19 protein-coding genes are annotated in these 17879 nt (G+C 32.9%); 9 read left to right on the top strand and 10 right to left on the bottom strand.

Annotated features, from left to right (window positions below; all coding sequences use genetic code 11):
• Positions 1 to 3 precede the first annotated feature (3 nt).
• A complete protein-coding gene (locus BC962_RS08110) occupies positions 4 to 1449 on the top strand; it encodes a glycosyltransferase family 2 protein (protein ID WP_121345496.1) in 1446 nt (481 codons plus the stop codon).
• Positions 1450 to 1605: 156 nt separating this feature from the next.
• Here the strand turns inward: BC962_RS08110 and BC962_RS08105 are convergent, their stop codons facing one another.
• The 6 genes from BC962_RS08105 to BC962_RS16250 all read right to left on the bottom strand — a co-directional run bounded on the left by BC962_RS08105 (position 1606) and on the right by BC962_RS16250 (position 5441).
• Positions 1606 to 2448 carry a hypothetical protein gene (locus tag BC962_RS08105; RefSeq protein ID WP_121345495.1) on the bottom strand — a complete coding sequence of 281 codons (843 nt, stop codon included), beginning with the start codon at positions 2446 to 2448 and terminating at the stop codon, positions 1606 to 1608.
• A gap of 13 nt (positions 2449 to 2461) precedes the next feature.
• The gene (locus tag BC962_RS08100) at positions 2462 to 2851 is read right to left on the bottom strand and encodes a hypothetical protein (RefSeq protein WP_121345494.1); all 390 of its coding nucleotides are present in this window, start codon (positions 2849 to 2851) and stop codon (positions 2462 to 2464) included.
• Positions 2852 to 2865: 14 nt separating this feature from the next.
• Positions 2866 to 3288 carry a hypothetical protein gene (locus BC962_RS08095; RefSeq protein WP_121345493.1) on the bottom strand — a complete coding sequence of 141 codons (423 nt, stop codon included), beginning with the start codon at positions 3286 to 3288 and terminating at the stop codon, positions 2866 to 2868.
• Between the two features lie 12 nt (positions 3289 to 3300).
• Positions 3301 to 3720: a GreA/GreB family elongation factor gene (locus BC962_RS08090; RefSeq protein WP_121345492.1), complete on the bottom strand. Its 420-nt coding sequence runs from the start codon at positions 3718 to 3720 to the stop codon at positions 3301 to 3303.
• A 27-nt stretch (positions 3721 to 3747) separates the two neighbouring features.
• A complete protein-coding gene (locus tag BC962_RS08085) occupies positions 3748 to 5052 on the bottom strand; it encodes a Glu/Leu/Phe/Val family dehydrogenase (RefSeq protein ID WP_121345491.1) in 1305 nt (434 codons plus the stop codon).
• 203 nt (positions 5053 to 5255) lie between these two features.
• Complete coding sequence (locus BC962_RS16250; protein WP_147405637.1) at positions 5256 to 5441, bottom strand: hypothetical protein; 186 nt, start codon at positions 5439 to 5441, stop codon at positions 5256 to 5258.
• Between the two features lie 257 nt (positions 5442 to 5698).
• Here BC962_RS16250 and BC962_RS08080 point away from each other — a divergent pair, with 257 nt between their 5' ends.
• The gene (locus BC962_RS08080; protein WP_121345490.1) at positions 5699 to 6112 is read left to right on the top strand and encodes an SRPBCC family protein; all 414 of its coding nucleotides are present in this window, start codon (positions 5699 to 5701) and stop codon (positions 6110 to 6112) included.
• Here the strand turns inward: BC962_RS08080 and BC962_RS08075 are convergent.
• The 4 genes from BC962_RS08075 to BC962_RS08060 all read right to left on the bottom strand — a co-directional run bounded on the left by BC962_RS08075 (position 6109) and on the right by BC962_RS08060 (position 10455).
• A complete protein-coding gene (locus BC962_RS08075) occupies positions 6109 to 7437 on the bottom strand; it encodes a sigma-54-dependent transcriptional regulator (RefSeq protein ID WP_121345489.1) in 1329 nt (442 codons plus the stop codon). The two genes, BC962_RS08080 and BC962_RS08075, sit on opposite strands and share 4 nt — an antisense overlap.
• 15 nt (positions 7438 to 7452) lie before the next feature.
• Positions 7453 to 8532 (bottom strand): sensor histidine kinase, encoded by a 1080-nt coding sequence (locus BC962_RS08070; RefSeq protein WP_121345488.1) that lies wholly within the window; start codon positions 8530 to 8532, stop codon positions 7453 to 7455.
• 61 nt (positions 8533 to 8593) lie between these two features.
• Positions 8594 to 9706, bottom strand: a complete 1113-nt coding sequence (locus BC962_RS08065) for a mechanosensitive ion channel family protein (protein ID WP_121345487.1) — start codon at positions 9704 to 9706, stop codon at positions 8594 to 8596.
• 320 nt (positions 9707 to 10026) lie between these two features.
• The gene (locus tag BC962_RS08060; RefSeq protein ID WP_121345486.1) at positions 10027 to 10455 is read right to left on the bottom strand and encodes a PepSY-like domain-containing protein; all 429 of its coding nucleotides are present in this window, start codon (positions 10453 to 10455) and stop codon (positions 10027 to 10029) included.
• A gap of 226 nt (positions 10456 to 10681) precedes the next feature.
• Between BC962_RS08060 and BC962_RS08055 the strand changes: the two genes are divergently transcribed.
• The 7 genes from BC962_RS08055 (at position 10682) to BC962_RS08025 (ending at position 17874) form a co-directional block, all read left to right on the top strand.
• The gene (locus tag BC962_RS08055) at positions 10682 to 11353 is read left to right on the top strand and encodes a response regulator transcription factor (protein WP_121345485.1); all 672 of its coding nucleotides are present in this window, start codon (positions 10682 to 10684) and stop codon (positions 11351 to 11353) included.
• Positions 11353 to 12630, top strand: coding sequence for a sensor histidine kinase (locus tag BC962_RS08050; RefSeq protein WP_121345484.1), 1278 nt, complete (start codon positions 11353 to 11355; stop codon positions 12628 to 12630). The genes BC962_RS08055 and BC962_RS08050 overlap by 1 nt, the downstream gene beginning before the upstream one ends.
• Before the next feature lie 213 nt (positions 12631 to 12843).
• Positions 12844 to 13692, top strand: coding sequence for an SdiA-regulated domain-containing protein (locus BC962_RS08045; RefSeq protein WP_121345483.1), 849 nt, complete (start codon positions 12844 to 12846; stop codon positions 13690 to 13692).
• Positions 13692 to 14402: a TVP38/TMEM64 family protein gene (locus BC962_RS08040; RefSeq protein ID WP_121345482.1), complete on the top strand. Its 711-nt coding sequence runs from the start codon at positions 13692 to 13694 to the stop codon at positions 14400 to 14402. Before BC962_RS08045 ends, BC962_RS08040 begins: the two co-directional genes overlap by 1 nt.
• A 413-nt stretch (positions 14403 to 14815) precedes the next feature.
• Positions 14816 to 16207: an NAD-dependent succinate-semialdehyde dehydrogenase gene (locus BC962_RS08035; protein WP_121345481.1), complete on the top strand. Its 1392-nt coding sequence runs from the start codon at positions 14816 to 14818 to the stop codon at positions 16205 to 16207.
• A gap of 155 nt (positions 16208 to 16362) precedes the next feature.
• Positions 16363 to 16995 carry a Crp/Fnr family transcriptional regulator gene (locus BC962_RS08030; RefSeq protein ID WP_121345480.1) on the top strand — a complete coding sequence of 211 codons (633 nt, stop codon included), beginning with the start codon at positions 16363 to 16365 and terminating at the stop codon, positions 16993 to 16995.
• A 78-nt stretch (positions 16996 to 17073) separates the two neighbouring features.
• Positions 17074 to 17874 carry a sulfite exporter TauE/SafE family protein gene (locus tag BC962_RS08025; protein WP_121345479.1) on the top strand — a complete coding sequence of 267 codons (801 nt, stop codon included), beginning with the start codon at positions 17074 to 17076 and terminating at the stop codon, positions 17872 to 17874.
• The last annotated feature ends 5 nt before the right edge of the window (positions 17875 to 17879 follow it).

The raw sequence follows: 17879 nt of genomic DNA, 5'->3' as shown, positions 1-17879 counted from the left end.
TTAATGGAAATAGATCTTTATTACTACATATATTTGGTTCTAAAATACTTTTTCCTTTTCTACGGATTCTGTTTAATAGCGCTGTATTTTTTCGCAATTCTTCTTTCTAACCGATCTGTAAATAGAAATAAAAGAAAAGCAAGGTTCTTACAAGTAAACGATATTGTAAGTGCAACCGATATTCCTTCCATCACACTAATAGCACCGGCATTTAATGAGGGAAGAACGATCGTGGAAAATGTAAAATCCTTGTTATCACTTCAGTATCCTTTCTATGATTTGATCATAGTAAATGATGGAAGCACCGATAATACGTTAGAACTATTAATAGATAAATATGATTTGGAGCCTTTCGATTCCACCTTTATAACTCAACCTATTCCCACATCTACGGTAAATAAGATCTATCGAAGTAGAAAATTACAGTACAGACAACTTACTGTTATAGATAAGAATAACGGTGGGAAATCTGATGCGAATAATGCTGGAATTAATTTTGCGGCGACAGAGCTGGTTCTTTGTACAGATGCAGATTGTATTATAGAGCAGGATGCGCTTCTTAAAATGGTTAGGCCTTATCTAGAAGAATTTGATCAGGAAATTGTGGCCTGTGGAGCAGCAATAGGAATTATAAACGATTCTATTGTGAAAAATGGGGTGGTGGAAAAACTACGTTTACCAGATAGATTAATTCCAATGATACAGGTAGTAGAGTATATTAGAGCATTTTTATTGGGTAGAATGGCTTGGAGTGAAATTAACGGGGTGATGTTGGTTTCAGGGGCTTTTGGCCTATATGCGCGAAACAGAATGATTGAGGTAAATGGCTTTAATATTCATACTGTAGGGGAAGACCTCGAACTTGGAATCCGACTTAGAAAACATATGGAAGAGATTAAAGTACCTTATAAGATGGTATATCTTCCAGAAACATTATGTTGGACGGAAGCGCCAAATAGTATAGATGTTCTAATAAAACAAAGGGATAGATGGGCACGTGGACTTTGGGAAACCATGAGACTTCACAAAGATCTCTTTTTTAACCGTAAGTATAGAGATATGGGGCTATTCTACTACCCATATTGGATGTTTTTTGAATTAGGCGCCCCCATTGTGGAATTTGTGGGATTTTTAAGTCTTATAGTATTTACCATTCTTGGCCTTATTAATTGGAATATAGCAATTCTACTTTTTACAAGTGTTTACCTCTTAGGCTGTATATTTTCTACAATTTCAATATTTATATACGTCAAAAATTTCAAACATTATAGTACAGGAAAAGAGGTGGTAGAACTATTACTCGCTGCTTATTTAGAACCTTTTATATATCACCCAATTCTCGTTTTAGGGCAGGTGCAAGGCTATTATAAAAAGATATTTGGAGTTAAATCTGGGTGGGGAAATATGGATAGGAAAGGTTTTCAAGCCCTACCTAAAGAAAAACAGTAGCTTGTTTTATTCGAATTAAAATTCGCACTGATTTTCGATATCAGCTTAATTATAACTACAACTAAGAATTACTTCAAATTATTAGAGTAGAATTTTGTTTTAGAGTTTAGCCTCAAATAGATTTGCGCCTTATATTTAAGGATGCTCTGCCAAATGTTACCCCTGCAATGTAATAAGTGGTGTATTCCATAATGGTCCAAAATTCGAGATCCAAGAGGTGGTAAATCCGCACTTTCTCCAAATACTGGGTTTTCTATCTACCAAACAAATAATTTTACCAGAACAATCATTCGTTAACTCTTTAATTTCTTTCATAGTATCTATATAATCTATTTCAACCGCATTATCAGAATGCATATTAATTGATAATTGAAGCAGACTATTATTCGATTGTTTAGGAGAGTACTTTTTGTTATTCGCAGTAAGCTTAACTATTTTAATTGTTCCTTTTGTAATTTTAACTAATTCACACCAATTCTGAATTTCAAGTTTAGAAGGTTCTTTTCGAGAGTTTAACACGAATACGAATTCTGGCGATTGCTGAAATTTTACTGAAGGAGGTAGAATAATAACAGGACATTCCCCAATATTTTCTATAATTCTCTTAGTATCAGGATGATATTTGCTATTATTTTTTGTTGAATTATTTTTTCCAGCGAGAAGAACAATATCAATTCCCTTTTCTTTTATAGTTTTCTTTAAACCCTTTATTAAACTTGTTCCCTCAATAACTGCACTAAAAAAATGTTCTTTAGCTCTATTATTGTAGCGGTATTTTTGTAATACAGCCCTCGTTTTATTTTCAGAATCCTTTTTTGGTTTTTCATACCAATCTTCATCTGCTTGGAGTAGTTCTATTGCATTTAAGCCATGTATTTCTAAATCGAAATTGTTGAAAAAGTAAAAATGACAGGGCGCTTTTTCGAAAAATTTAATCGCGTAGTCTATAGCAGCATAATCATTGTAATTAAAATTGATGGGAATTAAAATGTTTTTCATCTTTTCAATGTTGCTATTTTCGTTGATATTGAGTTAACAGAATGTATATTTCTCTTTTAAGCAAAGTGAACTCTTGTATGAAAGCGGCATGAACATCTCGTCTTTTCTCATGCTCTTTTGCACGCATTAAATTATATTCATTTTTCCCGTATTCGTATTCTGTATTTAATTCTTGCTCATATTTACATAGCATTCCCATTAATAAAGTATTCTTTCTACGCAAGCCTTGAAGGTTCACATTAATACTGTTGTTCTTTAAAAGCTGCTTCTCAATTAATTTTAAATAATCTACTTCTTCATTAATGTTAGAAAGGATATCTATCCATTGACTTAGCTCTATAAGATCCTTTCTTATGCACAGCTTTCTATGAACATCAGTTTTATATGATAATGCAGTTTCCAATACTATTTAATTTCTTAAGACTGAGGATTTAGCCAAGTGAATTTGCCCTGAATTTTGCTGAAAAATTCATCTTTTAACTTTCTGTATTTATCCAGATGATATAAGTAACTTCTACGATAACTCTCGTGCTCTGTTATATAAATCATATCACATTGGGTATCTTCACATTCCCGGATATCACTTCTAGAACCCATGTATTTGTGAAGGGCTTTTAGTAATAGATCATTTTCTGAATCTTTCTTCTGAAATTTTTGAAGGATACTTTCATCTTCTAATTTATCACTTAGATCTTGGCCATAAAGACCAATTAGATTACTCAATTCTTTTTTAATATATATTAAATGATTGATCCAATTATCTAATTCTGTCGAGTTTATTTTATGCGTTACATCAATTTCAGAATCGTGATTATATATTTTTGTTTCTAGTGTTTCCATTTTTATAATTATTTAAATAGGTGTCTTAATTTTGTTTTGATTCTCATCCTGAACAACCGCCACGATCTTAATTACTTGTTTCCCAGATGGAAAATCCCATTCTATAGTATCTCCTTCAGAATAACCAAAAAGAGCGGCACCCATTGGAGTAAGAATGGAGATTTTGTCTTGCTTTGCATCCTTGTCTTGTGGGATCACAAGCTGAATAGACCTTTCCCAGCCATTTTCTGAATACACCATGATCTTACTATTAAATCTAATAACATCTATAGGCATTTCACTATCATTTACAATTTGGGCATTCTTAAGCTCACCCATCAAACGTTGAATGGAATTCTTCGTTTGAAGATCTTCAGCATAGCCCGAGATATTGAGTATGCGCTTTAAATACACATACTCTTTTTTATCTATTATTAAACTACCGTATTTCATCTCATTTATTTAAAATGCGTTTATGTATTATGGGAAAATCCCTCTTTGTATATATGCTTTCTCTATACGTTTTATCGCAATACAGAAGGCTGCTGTGCGCAAGTCCATTGCTTCTCTTTCGGAATATTCATATACTTTATTAAAAGACTCTAACATCTTTTTATCAAGTTTAGCCATTACTTCATCTAGTTGCCAAAGCTCTCCATTTCGGTTCTGTAACCATTCAAAATAACTTCCAACGACACCACCAGAATTACATAAGATATCAGGGATAATTGTGATGCCTCTTTCTAATAGAACCTTTTCACCTTCAACACTTGTAGGTCCATTTGCTCCTTCAGCAATTAACTTAGCTTTAATTGTATGTGCATTACTTTCAGTTATCTGGTTTCCTAAGGCTGCAGGAATACAGATATCACATTCAGTTCCGTAGAAATTTTCATTACTCATTCCGGTGGCTTCAGGAAAAGAAACGATGCTTCCATTATTTGCGATACTGTAATTAAAAAGGTCTTCTACAGAAATCCCATTTTTATTTTCTACACTTCCAAAAGCATCTTGTACTGCTACTAATTTTGCCCCTTCTTTCTCTAAGAAATGAGAAGCCCAATAGCCAACATTACCAAAACCTTGCACAATAAATTTCTTATCTAAAAGAGTCTCATTATTGCGTTTAGCCCAAAATTTTATATTTAAGAATACGCCATAACCTGTTGCGCGATCACGACCTTCCAAACCTCCACTACCATCAGGTTTCCCAGTAACCACATGCTGGTTTGCGGTACGTTCTGCCGGAGGACGTGTGCTCATGTAAGTGTCTGCAATCCAAGCCATGGTTTGACTGTTCGTGTTTACATCTGGGGCTGGAATATCATGTTCTGGTCCAATATTATCTGCTAAAGCAAATGTAAATCTACGAGTGATACGCTCTAGTTCTCCTTCAGAATATATGGAAGGATCTAATTGAATACCTCCTTTTCCTCCACCATAAGGTAAACCTGCAAGGGACGTTTTCCATGTCATCCACATTGCTAATGCTCTAGCCGCATCTATATCTACTGTTGGATGATAACGTAATCCACCTTTATATGGTCCTAAAGCATTATTATGTTGCACTCTATACCCAGTGAAAATTTCTACTTCTCCACTGTCCATTTTCACAGGGAAATGTACTACGATCTCATTGTTTGTTATACTTAATATTTTGCGAATATTTGGATGAAGATTAATATGGTCTGCAGCACTGTTAAACTGTTGCATAACATTCTCCATCATACCTTTTACAGGAGCTTTTTTAACTTCGTTATTTAATTTTGCAGTTATTGTTGTCATAATTATAGACTGTTTATAGAGTATTTTAAAATTTGTTTATTTAAATAGACGGTTGCTAATACGCCTTTGCTCATATTTACTTTTATAAGAAATCTCATTTGTCCCTGAGGTGATTGTTCCAGAGTTCGACTTATTATTTGATCTTCTATTTTTAAAAGCAGATATTAAGTTGTTGATATTCATAGGTATTAATTATTTTAATTTTATGCCATTGCCATCTCTGGCTGGTCTTCTATAGAAATAGTGGCGCGAGAATCATCGGTAGATTTTAAGTCCGAAGTTTCTTCGTCATATTCACTACATGACCAAACTTGGTTTTTTTGCTGAGTTAATACACAGGTTTCCCTGTGCATACACGTGGGACAAATATTAAATGGATTAGATTTCATAGTACATGCTTATAGTTTTGTCTAAAAAGGCAATGTGCATGCCAGCGAAAAGGAATAGTGGAAAGTGAGAGGGTTAAAGTTTGAAAAGTGATGCGTGGTAGGACTTAAGGAAGAATTAAGAGAAAGGCTCCTAAAATTCAAAACGATACAAAATTACCCGGCTGGGAGAATTTGTATCAATTTTAAATTAAAATAATTATTGAGTTCTATTTTATTTTTTCGATATTCATTTAAGCTAAACATTTAAATATTTTAATATGGAAGAGATTAAAATTAGCACAATCGTGAATGCGGATATAAAATCTGTTTGGGAAAAATGGATATTGCCGGAACATATTAAAAATTGGTACTATGCTTCCGAAGATTGGCACTGTCCAAAAGTTGAAAACGATTTAAAAGAAAATGGGAATTTCAACATTAGGATGGAAGCTAAGGATGGAAGTATGGGCTTCGATTTTGAAGGTTTCTATACTGAGGTGGTGGAGTTTAAGTATATAGCATATAAAATGACAGATGGGAGAAAGGTGGGAATTACTTTCAGCAAAAATGAAAAGGGGATTTTAATCACCGAAACTTTTGAGGCAGAAACTCAAAACTCAATAGAAATGCAAAAACAAGGATGGCAAGCTATCTTGGATAACTTTAAGAAATATGCTGAAGAAAAGAATTAATCTTCTAATTTCATTCTTATCGTTTTACGATCAATTCCCAAGATCTCTGCAGCTTTAGTTTTATTATTATTCGTAGCATTAAGTACTTTTTGTATGTATAACTTCTCCATGTCTTTTAAAGGGAGCAATTCATTATCTGGGAACTGAATACTATATTTTAATGAGTCTGGTAAATTCTCTACATCCACTATTTTATCGCACATAATTACAGCACGCTGAATTACATTTTCCAATTCACGAATGTTTCCCGGCCAGTCATAACGTTCTAAAATAGCCGAAGCTTCTGGACTTATCTTTATAAAACGATCCTTATACTCTACGCCATATTTAAAGAGAAATTTTTCTACCAATAATAAAATATCTTCTTTTCGTTCCCTTAATGGTGCTACATCTATCTCTACCACAGTAAGACGATAATAAAGATCTTCCCTAAAAGTTTCTTTCTTTATCATCTCCTTTAGATCGCTGTTTGTAGCAGCAATAATGCGTATATCTATTTTCTCTGCTTTTTGTGCGCCAACCTTAACAACTTCTTTTTCCTGTAATACTCTTAGTAAGCGTGATTGCACAGCGGTGGATGCATTTCCTATTTCATCTAAAAATATAGTACCTCCATTTGCTGCCTGAAAAAATCCATCTCTGTTTTTTTCGGCTCCCGTAAAGGCACCTTTAGTATAACCAAACAGTTCTGCTTCTAATAAATTTTCGGGAATTCCGCCACAATTTACTGTGATAAAAGGAGCTCTGGAGAATTTGCCTTGATAATGTATTGCTCTTGCAACCAATTCTTTTCCAGTTCCACTTTCTCCCTTAATAAAAATAGTAGCTTTATTATCTTTTACACGTTCTATAATTTGAATTACATCATGGATCTTTTCTGAATTCCCAATAATTTCTCCATAGGTGCTGTCCTTAAGATTTTCTGCTTTTGAAAGAGAAGTAACAACATCTGTTTTTCCATCTACAGATTTGTTGATGGCTTGTTCTAACTCAGCCTTAGTAAAGGGTTTTGTCAAATAATCTACCACTCCAGATTTAATCGCAGATAGTGAATCTTGCACTGATGGATATCCTGTAATTACAAGTTTGGGTAATTTTGGATAATGTTCTGAAACAAATTTTATAAGTTCGGAGCCATCAATCTCGGGCATTCTTAAATCTGTTATAAGCAAATCTATTTTAGTGTCGCGTAAAATTCCCACCGCTTCTTTTACCGAAACAGCTTTGTAAGTATGATAATTCCAGGACTGTAGGTGACGTTGCAATAACTCTCGAATATTGATATCATCATCTACAATTAATATATTTTCTTTTTTAAGTTGCATAGCCCACTAAATTAATCAAGTTTTAGGAAGTCTTACTGTAAACGTCGCGCCATTTTTTGGATTATTTTCTGCTCTTATAGATCCGCCGTGACTTGCAATAATTCCATGTACAACACTTAAACCTAAGCCAGAGCCATCTCCTGTGGGCTTAGTGGTAAAGAAGGGTTGAAAAATTTTATCCATTGCTCCTTCTGGCAAGCCAGTACCTTCGTCTGAGATCTTAAAAATGATCTCCTTTGTAGATTGCAAAGCTTCAATTATGATCAAGCCATTTTTAGGTGAAAAGTATATCGCGTTGATAATTAAATTAAAAATAATTTGAGTTAACTGGATGGTATCTGCTCGTAAATAAAGTTCCTCCTCCTCAATTTTGACAATATATTTTACTTCGGCTTTTTTAAAGGAGGCGTCTAATAGCGCAACAGCATTTTTTATACTTGGTACGATATTCACTTGTTGCATTTCTTGTGGCATTTCACAGGCAAAGAACATCAGTTTTTTTACCACTTCTCTAGAGAAAATGGCATTTTGGATGATCTTATCCAAATCTTCTGAAAGTCGTTTATCTTTAGAGAGATCTGCTTTAAGTAATTCTGCAAAACCAAGAATATTAGCTAGCGGGGTGTTGAGTTCGTGGGAGATTCCAGCGGTTATTTCTCCCAATATTGAAAGACGATCTGTGCGTTCCATCTGTCTTTTCAAAGAAGTTTCATTTTGCTGGATTTCTAAACGTTCAAGAAGATTCCCAATTTTTAAGGCAACACTATCTAATAATTGTTTCTCTTCCTTTAAAAATGAACTTTTATCGTCTTTTAAAGATGCCACAATAGCTCCATTGGTTTTATTGAAAACCCTGATCTCGGATGATAAATTTAATGTTTCATTGCCAGCCCCAGTTTCAATGGAGTTTATGGAGGTTTTAATAGCGATCTCTGTATGCTTAGGATATTGAAATCCTTTCTTTAAACTGAAAGCTATAGCCTTTAATGTTTCTTGCATCTCATCTACATCGGCGTTCACTATAATCGAAGACACTTCATAAAGACATGTAAGCTCTTTGATACGTTCTTTAAGTGCTTTTTCAGTATTTTTCATTTACAATTGTGTTCCTAGTGGTTTGAAAGATTTTATAAAATTGAATATTTAAGATATCCAACTAACTCTCTTTAATTTTCTCACTCCTGTTAACTTTCTTTTCTTTCATCACAATAGTTCTGTATGGATAAGGAATTTCTATATCCTCTTTGTCAAATCTTTTCTTGATACTCTCTAACACAGATATTTTAAGTTCAAAGCAATCATTAAAAGTTTTTCCCCAAGCCCAGGCGCGAATTGTAATAGAGAAATCATTTAAAGAAACAACTGCGGTTTTAACTATTGGGCTGTCACTTTCCTTTTCATAAAGAGACCTATTATCGTAGATAAGAGGATGCGCTTCACATTCTTCTTGCATTATTTTTTTCGCCAAATCTATATCGCTATCGTAGGATATCCCAATTTCTATACGTTCGCAACATTTAAGTTCACCAAGATTATAATTTATAAGCTTTTCTTTATTAATGATAGAATTTGGAATTACTATCATCTTATTTTCAAAATTTCTAATAACAGTATGTCGTAGGGTAATATCGGTCACATTTCCTACCATCGCATCTGTCACCTTAATTAAATCTCCTACTCTAAATGGTTTAAATGAAATAATAAATACACCACCTACTAAATTAGCCAATGCCTCTTGAGATGCTACTCCAATTACTATGGCAATAACTCCTGCACCTCCAAGAGCTGTTTGAGCTACGCCTCTTAGAGAGGGAAAAGCCATGATCCCAAATAATACTCCCATAAAATATATTGCAAATACAGCCACATATCTTAAAAACTTAAAACTTGTAGGATCATATTGATGCTGAATTTTCTTTAGGATACTTTTTTTGAACCACATATTTGTGGATGTTGCCGCAACAATTGTAAACACAGCTAAAAAGCCAAGGTATAGTACCAGTCTAAAATTTGCTCTTACCATTGCTTCCTTATCTTGATCTACAAAAGCTGCACTAATTGCTATAACACCAAGAACTAACCACAGAGCGTTAAGCAACCGTTTAATAATAATTATTGGATTAGGTTGTTCTTCTGGGAATTGCTCTTTTTCCTTTCTTAGAAGCCATTTGTAAACTAAATTTGTAAGTAAATGCAATACAGAAACTACTGCAGCAACTCCCAAAATCCATATAATGTCTGGTTTGTACGTTATTAAAAAATCTTTCATACTTGATGCTTTTTAAAAGAGTTGGCTTTTTCTAATTTCTTTCCAAAGCTATTAACTTTATTCAATTTTAAATAATTCATTTCGCTGAATAACCTAGAGTTCTAATTTTATCTAATGTAAAACATGTGTTTTAAACTTTATATTAATAAATATCATAGCCGTTTATCCTTGTTAAAGACTATTTTATTTAAGGTTCCTGTTTTTAAATAATTAGATATAAGCACTTTATCGTATTTGAATAATTATATTTTTATAAAAAAAAAGAGAGCTGGAAATTTTTTCCAGCCCTCTTCAACCATCATCAATCCTAACTAAAATTCTTATTTAATAATGCTGCCATCTGCTGCAATAAGCATTTTCACATCATCATTAAACCATTTTTCTAATTCTACTTCATAAATCTTTTTACCATTCTCCTCAGTTAGCTCTATTTCGTCAATATCATAATTTGGATAATTATTTTTAATAGTTGCTGCAACCGCAGTAGGTATATCTTCTATAGCAACCTCCATTTCGGTTTTTAAAACTTCCCCATTTTTAGAATACCAGATCTCTTTTTCCATTTTGTCAAGATCAAATTCTACTTTGTAATTTCCTTTATCCAGTTCCCATTCTATATCTGTAGCATTGGCATATTCCTTTTGAAAGTTGCTGTTTAAATTAGCTGGAACTTTATCAATTGCTATTTCCTGTGCGCTTAATGCTGCCGTCGCGAATAAAGCAAATACGGCGATCTTTAAATTTTTCATTTCGTATGTTTTTTAATTTATACAAAGCAATGAACCAAATCTGGAAAGAAAAGGGAATGTAAGCATGAGCAATGTTAAAGTATTGTCAATTTCAGTTTTATAAAAATTAATAAGATTTCATTTCAGATCTTATTAAACATTCGTTCTATTTATATTTCTGAAATAATTACAAATTCCAGAATGTTTATAGATTTCTATTATATTATTGTAAAAATAATTAGTTAACATGAAAATTCTAATCGTCGAAGATGAACCGCAAATGCTTGAAAATATGCGCCAAAGTCTTGAAAAAGAGCATTACAATGTGGAAGCTGTTTCCAATTTTAAGTCGGCATTAGAAAGGATAGGAGTTTACAATTATGATTGCATTTTGCTCGATATAGGTTTGCCAGATGGCAATGGATTAGAGCTGCTGAAACAATTGAAAAAAATGAATAAAACTGGAGGGGTGATAATTGTTTCTGCAAAAGATTCTCTGGATGATAGATTAAATGGACTTGACTTGGGTGCAGACGATTATTTGCCCAAACCATTTCATATGGCAGAGCTACATGCGCGTGTAAAGGCAGTAATGAGACGTCGTAATTTTGAAGGGAACAAGATCGTTGAAATTGGGAATGTATTGATCAATCTAGAAAGTAGATCTGTACAAATTGAGGGGGAAGAAATAGTTTTTAATCGAAAGGAATATGATATTCTAATGTATCTAATAACCAATAAAACCAGATTGGTAACCAAAGCAGCTCTTGCAGAACATGTATGGGGAGACCATATAGACCAAGCAGATAGTTTCGATTTTATTTACTCTCAAATGAAAAACCTGAGAAAAAAACTGGAAAATGCAACTATCAATGTAGAAGCTGTTTATGGGGTTGGTTATAAACTGCAAATTAGCTAATGAAATTACTTAATTATACTTCTAGATATCTAGCTTTCTTACTATTGTTACTAATATCTGTGTGGGCAATATTGTTTTATTACGCAATGCTCGAGGAGATATATGATAGTTTAGACGATGGCTTGGAAAATCAAAAGTTTTTAATGGTAGAACGAGCTGCAGAAGATCCTAGCATTCTTTCTCAAGATGATCCTGAGTTTAAAAAACACATCTATAATTTCACTCCCATTTCTAAGGAAAACTATCAGAATTTTAAAGAAAGTTATCGGGACACTTTAATGTATATGCTCAATGAAAAAGATTTTGAGCCAGTTCGAGTATATGAAAGTGCAGCGATCTATGGGGACGAGTATTATAAATTAAAAATAATTACCTCTATGGTAGAGGAGGATGATCTCGTACATGATCTGGCGGCATATATTATTGGTTTATACCTAATTCTTTTAGCCAGTATATTGTTTTTGAATAACCTTTTACTTAAAAGAATATGGAAACCTTTTTATTTTCTCATCGAACAGCTTCGAAAATTTAAAATTGAAAAAGGAGAATCTATAGTGATCCAAGAAAGTCCTATTGAAGAGTTTAATTTACTAAATTCTACAGTAGAAAAGTTAACACAAAAATCTACAAATACATACATCGCACAGAAGCAGTTTATAGAAAATGCTTCTCACGAATTACAAACACCACTTGCCATAAGTATTAATAAGCTGGAGTTGTTGCTAGAGAAAAACGATCTTACTGAAAGTCATTCTCAAGACATCGCTACGGTTTTAGATAATTTAGAACGGCTTACTCGACTTAATAAATCCCTTTTATTATTGTCTAAAATTGAAAATAAACAATTCGAATTTGAAGAAGTGGTGAGTTTTGCAGAATTGACCAAACATATAGTGGCAGATTTCGAAGATCTTGCCGAACACAGGGAAATGAAAATTATGATCGCCTCCAATCAGGAATTGAAATTTCAGATTAATGAAGATCTTGCAATTGTTTTACTTATTAACCTTATTAAAAATTCTTTGATACACGGAAAAAAAGGTGAGCTTATTAAAATTGATATTCTGCCAGATCGTTGGCATATAAGTAATCTTGGTGATCCTAAGTCTTTGGATGAAACTTCACTTTTTGAGCGATTCGCAAAGGCAGGTTCAAACAAAAGATCTACAGGTCTCGGATTGGCAATTGCGAAAGCTATTGCCGATAGGTATTCAATAAATTTAAGCTATAATTTTAAAGGTGCTCATATTTTTGTATTGCAATTTCCAAAGACTTAGAAAACCCCGTAAAATTTCTATTTAATATATTTTCCAATTTCTTTACAGAATCATGATGCAATTTTGTTTATCAAAAATAATTTTCCAGTAATCAATTGTACACACAAATGCTGAATATATTGATAGAAATGTTTTCAGCGAAAAATTAAATAAAGGGGAATTAATTATTATAGATAGAAGAGCAATATTGTCTTAAAATTAAAAAAATAGATCATGAAAACTCTAAAATATGCATCAGGAATAATTATCGCGGTATTCGCACTAGTAGCGATATTCGGATTTATGATATTGAGTAAAGCAGACGATAAAGAGGTGAAATTAAATTATACCATAAAACAAATTTGGGAGTTGCCAAAGGAGCTAAGGGAGGTAAGTGGTATAGCCTGGCTGGAGGATGGTAAAATAGCGAGCGTTCAAGATGAGGATGGTATTATTTTCATTTATGATCTGGAAACGGAAAAAATTACTGAACAAATTGATTTTGCCGAAGGTGGAGATTACGAAGGAATCGCTATTAATAATAATGATGCCTATATTTTAAGGAGTGATGGGACACTATTTGAAGTTTTAAATTACCTCGATAATCGAAAAGTGACCAATAGCTTCAAGACTGGTTTTTCCTCAAAGAATAATATTGAAACACTTGAAATAGATAAAGAACATCAAAATCTTATTGTGGCACCAAAAGATAGAGATAATAAAGATAATTTTAAAGGTTTATACAGAATCGCTATCAATTCAAAGAAAATGGAAGCTATACCAATGGTTAAAATAGATATGAATGATAAGGTTTTTAATAATGAAAATAAGAAAGCCTATAAAAACTTTAATCCGTCAGACATGGCAATTCATCCTCAAACTGGAGAATACTATGTGTTAGATGGTAAAAACCCTAAATTGGTAATTTTAGATAAAGCTGGAACAATTATAAAGATTTATAAATTAGATAAAAATGATTTTGCTCAACCGGAAGGAATAACATTTAGTCCAAATGGAATACTTTATATTTCCAATGAAGCTGGAGATAATGAGGCAAACATAATAGAGATAGAATTAAAATAATGGCTAATAAGAAAACTAAAAGTACACAGAAAAGTAAAATTCCATTATATCTATCTATTGCCTTATTAGGTGCTATTTTAGCTAGCTATTTTTTAATTCCTAGTTTTCAACAATCATTGAACGAAGCTTGGAATGTATTAACCAGTAATGATAATCAGCGTATTAGGCAGTGGGTAGAAGGATTTGGATATTACGCACCCTTGGTAATTGTTATTGCTATGGTATTGCAAATGTTTCTATTAGTGATTCCTTCTATAGCGCTTATGATAGTTTCCATTCTTGCCTATGGACCTTATTGGGGGAGTGGCGTAATTTTGATATCTGTGTTTTGTGCATCGTCAGTAGGATATGTTATAGGAAAATATTTTAGCCAGACTTTGGTAACTAAACTACTTGGAAAAAAAACCGAACATAAAATAGAAGATTTCATAGAAAGTTATGGTTTTTGGGCTGTGATCGTAACTAGGCTCAACCCATTCCTCTCCAATGATGCAATAAGCTTTGTAGGTGGTGTTTTAAAAATGGGATATTGGAAATTTATTGGCGCAACAATGTTAGGTATTTTACCGCTAACTGTATTTATTGCTATTTTAGGAAGGGATACAGACCAATTAAAATCTGGATTGTTGTGGGGATCTTTGGTGAGTTTAATTTTATTTGGATGCTATATTTGGTGGGATAAATCTAAGAACAAAAAAACTTCTAATTAAAACTGTCAGATTATTTTAATTTTAAATAATGATGCTATTTGGTATTAAGTGGGAGTCATTATTTTACGCTACTATTATGACCTTTTATTTAAATTATAGATTGTTGAATTATAAATAGCATTAAGAATATATAGCATTTAATAAAGATATAGAATTTGGGTTTTTGGTTTTTTTCCACTGAACAGTTTAACCTAGAGAGTAGGTAGCTGTCGATTTTTATCAATTGGATCTTCAACCTATTTCTATTAAGATCCTTAAAATTCAATATTAATTTTTCTTCTACAAACTTTGATCAGTTGTTAAATAGCTATTAAAAAATCCTTGATTTATAAAGCTTTAACGTCCATTTAAGAGCCTTTCCTTTTGTATTATTTTACTTTTAAACTTCAAATTTTTAATTAAAATAAAACGAAATGTCTTCAGAAAAAGAAAATATACAAACAATTAATCCAGCTACTGGAGAGAAATTGAATACTTATGAATTGATGTCGGCTAAAGAGGCGGAAGATGCGGTAAAGAAATGTCATGAGGCATTTTTAGATTGGAGATTGGTTACGCCAGAAGATAGAGCGAAACAAATACAAGCAATAGGTAAAAGTTTAGGAAAATATAAGGATGAATTGGCAAAATTAATGACCTCAGAAATGGGGAAATTAGAAAGTCAAGGGGGAGATGAAATAGATCTTTGTATTGGTATTTGCGATTGGACCGCCGCTAATGCCCCAGCAAGTTTAAAAGCAGACGAAAGAGAACTTCCTAATGGAGGAAAGGGTTTTGTAACTTATTCTCCTATGGGTGTGATTTATGGAATTCAACCTTGGAATTTTCCAACTTACCAGGTTATTAGATACGCAATTGCCAATTTAATGGCAGGAAATGGTGTTCTATTAAAACACGCCGAGAATGTGACTGGTTCTGCCTTACTTCTTGAAAAGATGTTCTTGGATGCAGGATTGCCTAAAAACCTATTTACAGTACTTAGAATTTCTCATGAAGTTTCAGATAAGATCATAGAAAATGATTTAGTTCGCGGGGTGACCTTAACTGGGAGTCCAAAAGCAGGAAAGTATATTGGTGAGCTTGCAGGGAAGAATTTAAAGAAATCTGTTCTGGAATTAGGATCTAATGATGCTTATATGGTCTTGGCAGATGCAGATATTTCTTTAGCAGTGGAGAAGTGTGTAGAAGGTAGAACATATAATAATGGAGAAACCTGTGTTGCTGCTAAAAGATTTATAGTAGTAGACGAAGTTTTTGAGGAATTCAAAAAAGCCTTTGTATCTAAAATGAGCGCAATTAAACATGGAGATCCTACAAAAGAAAGTAGTGATATTGGACCAATGGCAAGGGAAGATCTAAGAGACGAACTGCATGAACAAGTAGAGGAAAGTGTGAAAAATGGAGCAGAGATCTTATGCGGTGGAAAAATTCCTGAAGGAAATGGTTTTTATTATCCAGCAACCGTGCTAGGTAATGTGAAGCCGGGACAACCTGCTTACAGCGATGAATTATTCGGACCAGTTGCTTCATTAATTCATGCTAAAGATGACGAAGATGCAATGCGAATTGCAAATGATAGTAGGTTTGGCCTTGGAGGAGGTATCTTCTCTAAAGATGAAGATAAAGCAGTAGAACTAGCTAGCAAATATTTTGATACAGGAATGGTGTTTATAAATTCTTTCGGATTAGCACAACCTAATATGCCATTTGGAGGAGTTAAAAATTCTGGTTTTGGAAGGGAGCATGGTGGATTTGGATTACATGAATTTGTAAACGCAAAATCTGTGATGATCTTAAAGAGTTAAATTTTTCTTTATACTATTTTTTAAAAAGGTGATGGTAAAACATCACCTTTTCTTTTTTTATATATAATATCCTTTAAAAATTAAAATACTCACTTAGTGTTATGCTGAAATTATCAATTAAATAATATTATTTTTAAACTTTAGAAATAATTTACATGGTACAAGAAGTATTTGATGCTTATTCGTTTGTTTTTGAAGAGGAGCTTTTAGAAGAAATTTCCACAGTAGGAATTATTAAAGAGTTTAAAGAGAACGAAAGAATAATAGAAATAGGGGATCACGTTACTTCTATGCCTTTATTGATAAGTGGGGCTATTAAAATATTGCGCGAAGATCAAGATGGAGACGAATTGCTGCTTTATTTTTTAGAGCGAGGAGATACTTGCGCTATGACGCTTTCATGCTGCTTAGGACACACCAAAAGTGAAATACGTGCTGTGGCAGAGTTGCCAACTAAATTAATCATGATTCCTATTGAGAAGATGGAAGAATGGACCTCGAAATATAAAAGTTGGATGAATTTTGTGTTTGAAAGTTATCACACAAGACTTTCTGAAATGCTAGATACTATAGATACCATCGCATTTTTGAATATGGATGAGCGCTTATTGAAATATCTTAGAGATAAAGCTAAGATAAATCAAAATGAGTTGGTACAAATAACACACCAACAAATAGCTTACGATCTGCACACATCTAGGGTAGTGATCTCTAGATTATTAAAAAAATTAGAGTTAAAAGGAACTATTGCACTTAACAGGAACAGCATTAAAGTAATAGATCTTTAAAATGAATTAGGTGTGTAACCAATGTTACTGTATAAGGAAAGTAGACGCAATACATTTGCACTATTCTAAAAAATAATAATGGGTATTATCGAAATCTTAGGTTACTTAGGCGCTTTAGTAATAGGACTTGTATTAGGTTTAATTGGTGGAGGAGGTTCTATCCTCACGGTACCGATTTTAGTTTATTTATTGGCAGTAAACCCAGTCACGGCAACTGCATATTCCTTATTTGTTGTTGGTGCCACTTCTTTGGTTGGAGCAATCAAGAATATTAGGAGAAAACAGGTAGATTTAAGAACAGCTTTTGTTTTTGCAGCACCTGCCTTTATTACGGTCTATGCTACCAGGATGTATTTGGTGCCAGCCATCCCAGATGTTTTATTTAGTGTTGCAGGATTTGAAGTAACTAAGAACATAGGTATTATGCTCTTTTTTGCCATTATAATGGTAGTGTCTTCAATTTCTATGATCTTAAATAAAAGGGTAGAAAGTGATGTTGAAGAAAAAACAGTTTACAATTATCCATTAATAATTTTAGAAGGAGTAGGAGTTGGTTTACTTACTGGTATTGTAGGTGCTGGAGGAGGGTTTTTAATAATTCCAGCTTTGGTATTATTGGCTAAATTACCAATGAAAAGGGCTGTAGCAACTTCCCTTTTAATTATAGCCATTAAGTCTTTAATAGGTTTTATTGGAGATATACAGAATATGGAGATAGACTGGGTGTTCTTACTTATCTTTACTGGCTTATCTGTTATAGGGATATTTATAGGTATGTATTTAAATAAATTTATAGATGGTAAGAAGCTTAAAAAAGCTTTTGGCTGGTTCGTATTAGTAATGGGTGTATATATTATATATAAAGAAATAAGCGCTTAAAATTT

Origin of the sequence: Gillisia mitskevichiae, from assembly GCF_003634585.1 — a bacterium.
GTDB classification, from domain to species: Bacteria; Bacteroidota; Bacteroidia; order Flavobacteriales; family Flavobacteriaceae; genus Gillisia; species Gillisia mitskevichiae.
This window is presented reverse-complemented; position numbering and strand designations above follow the sequence as displayed.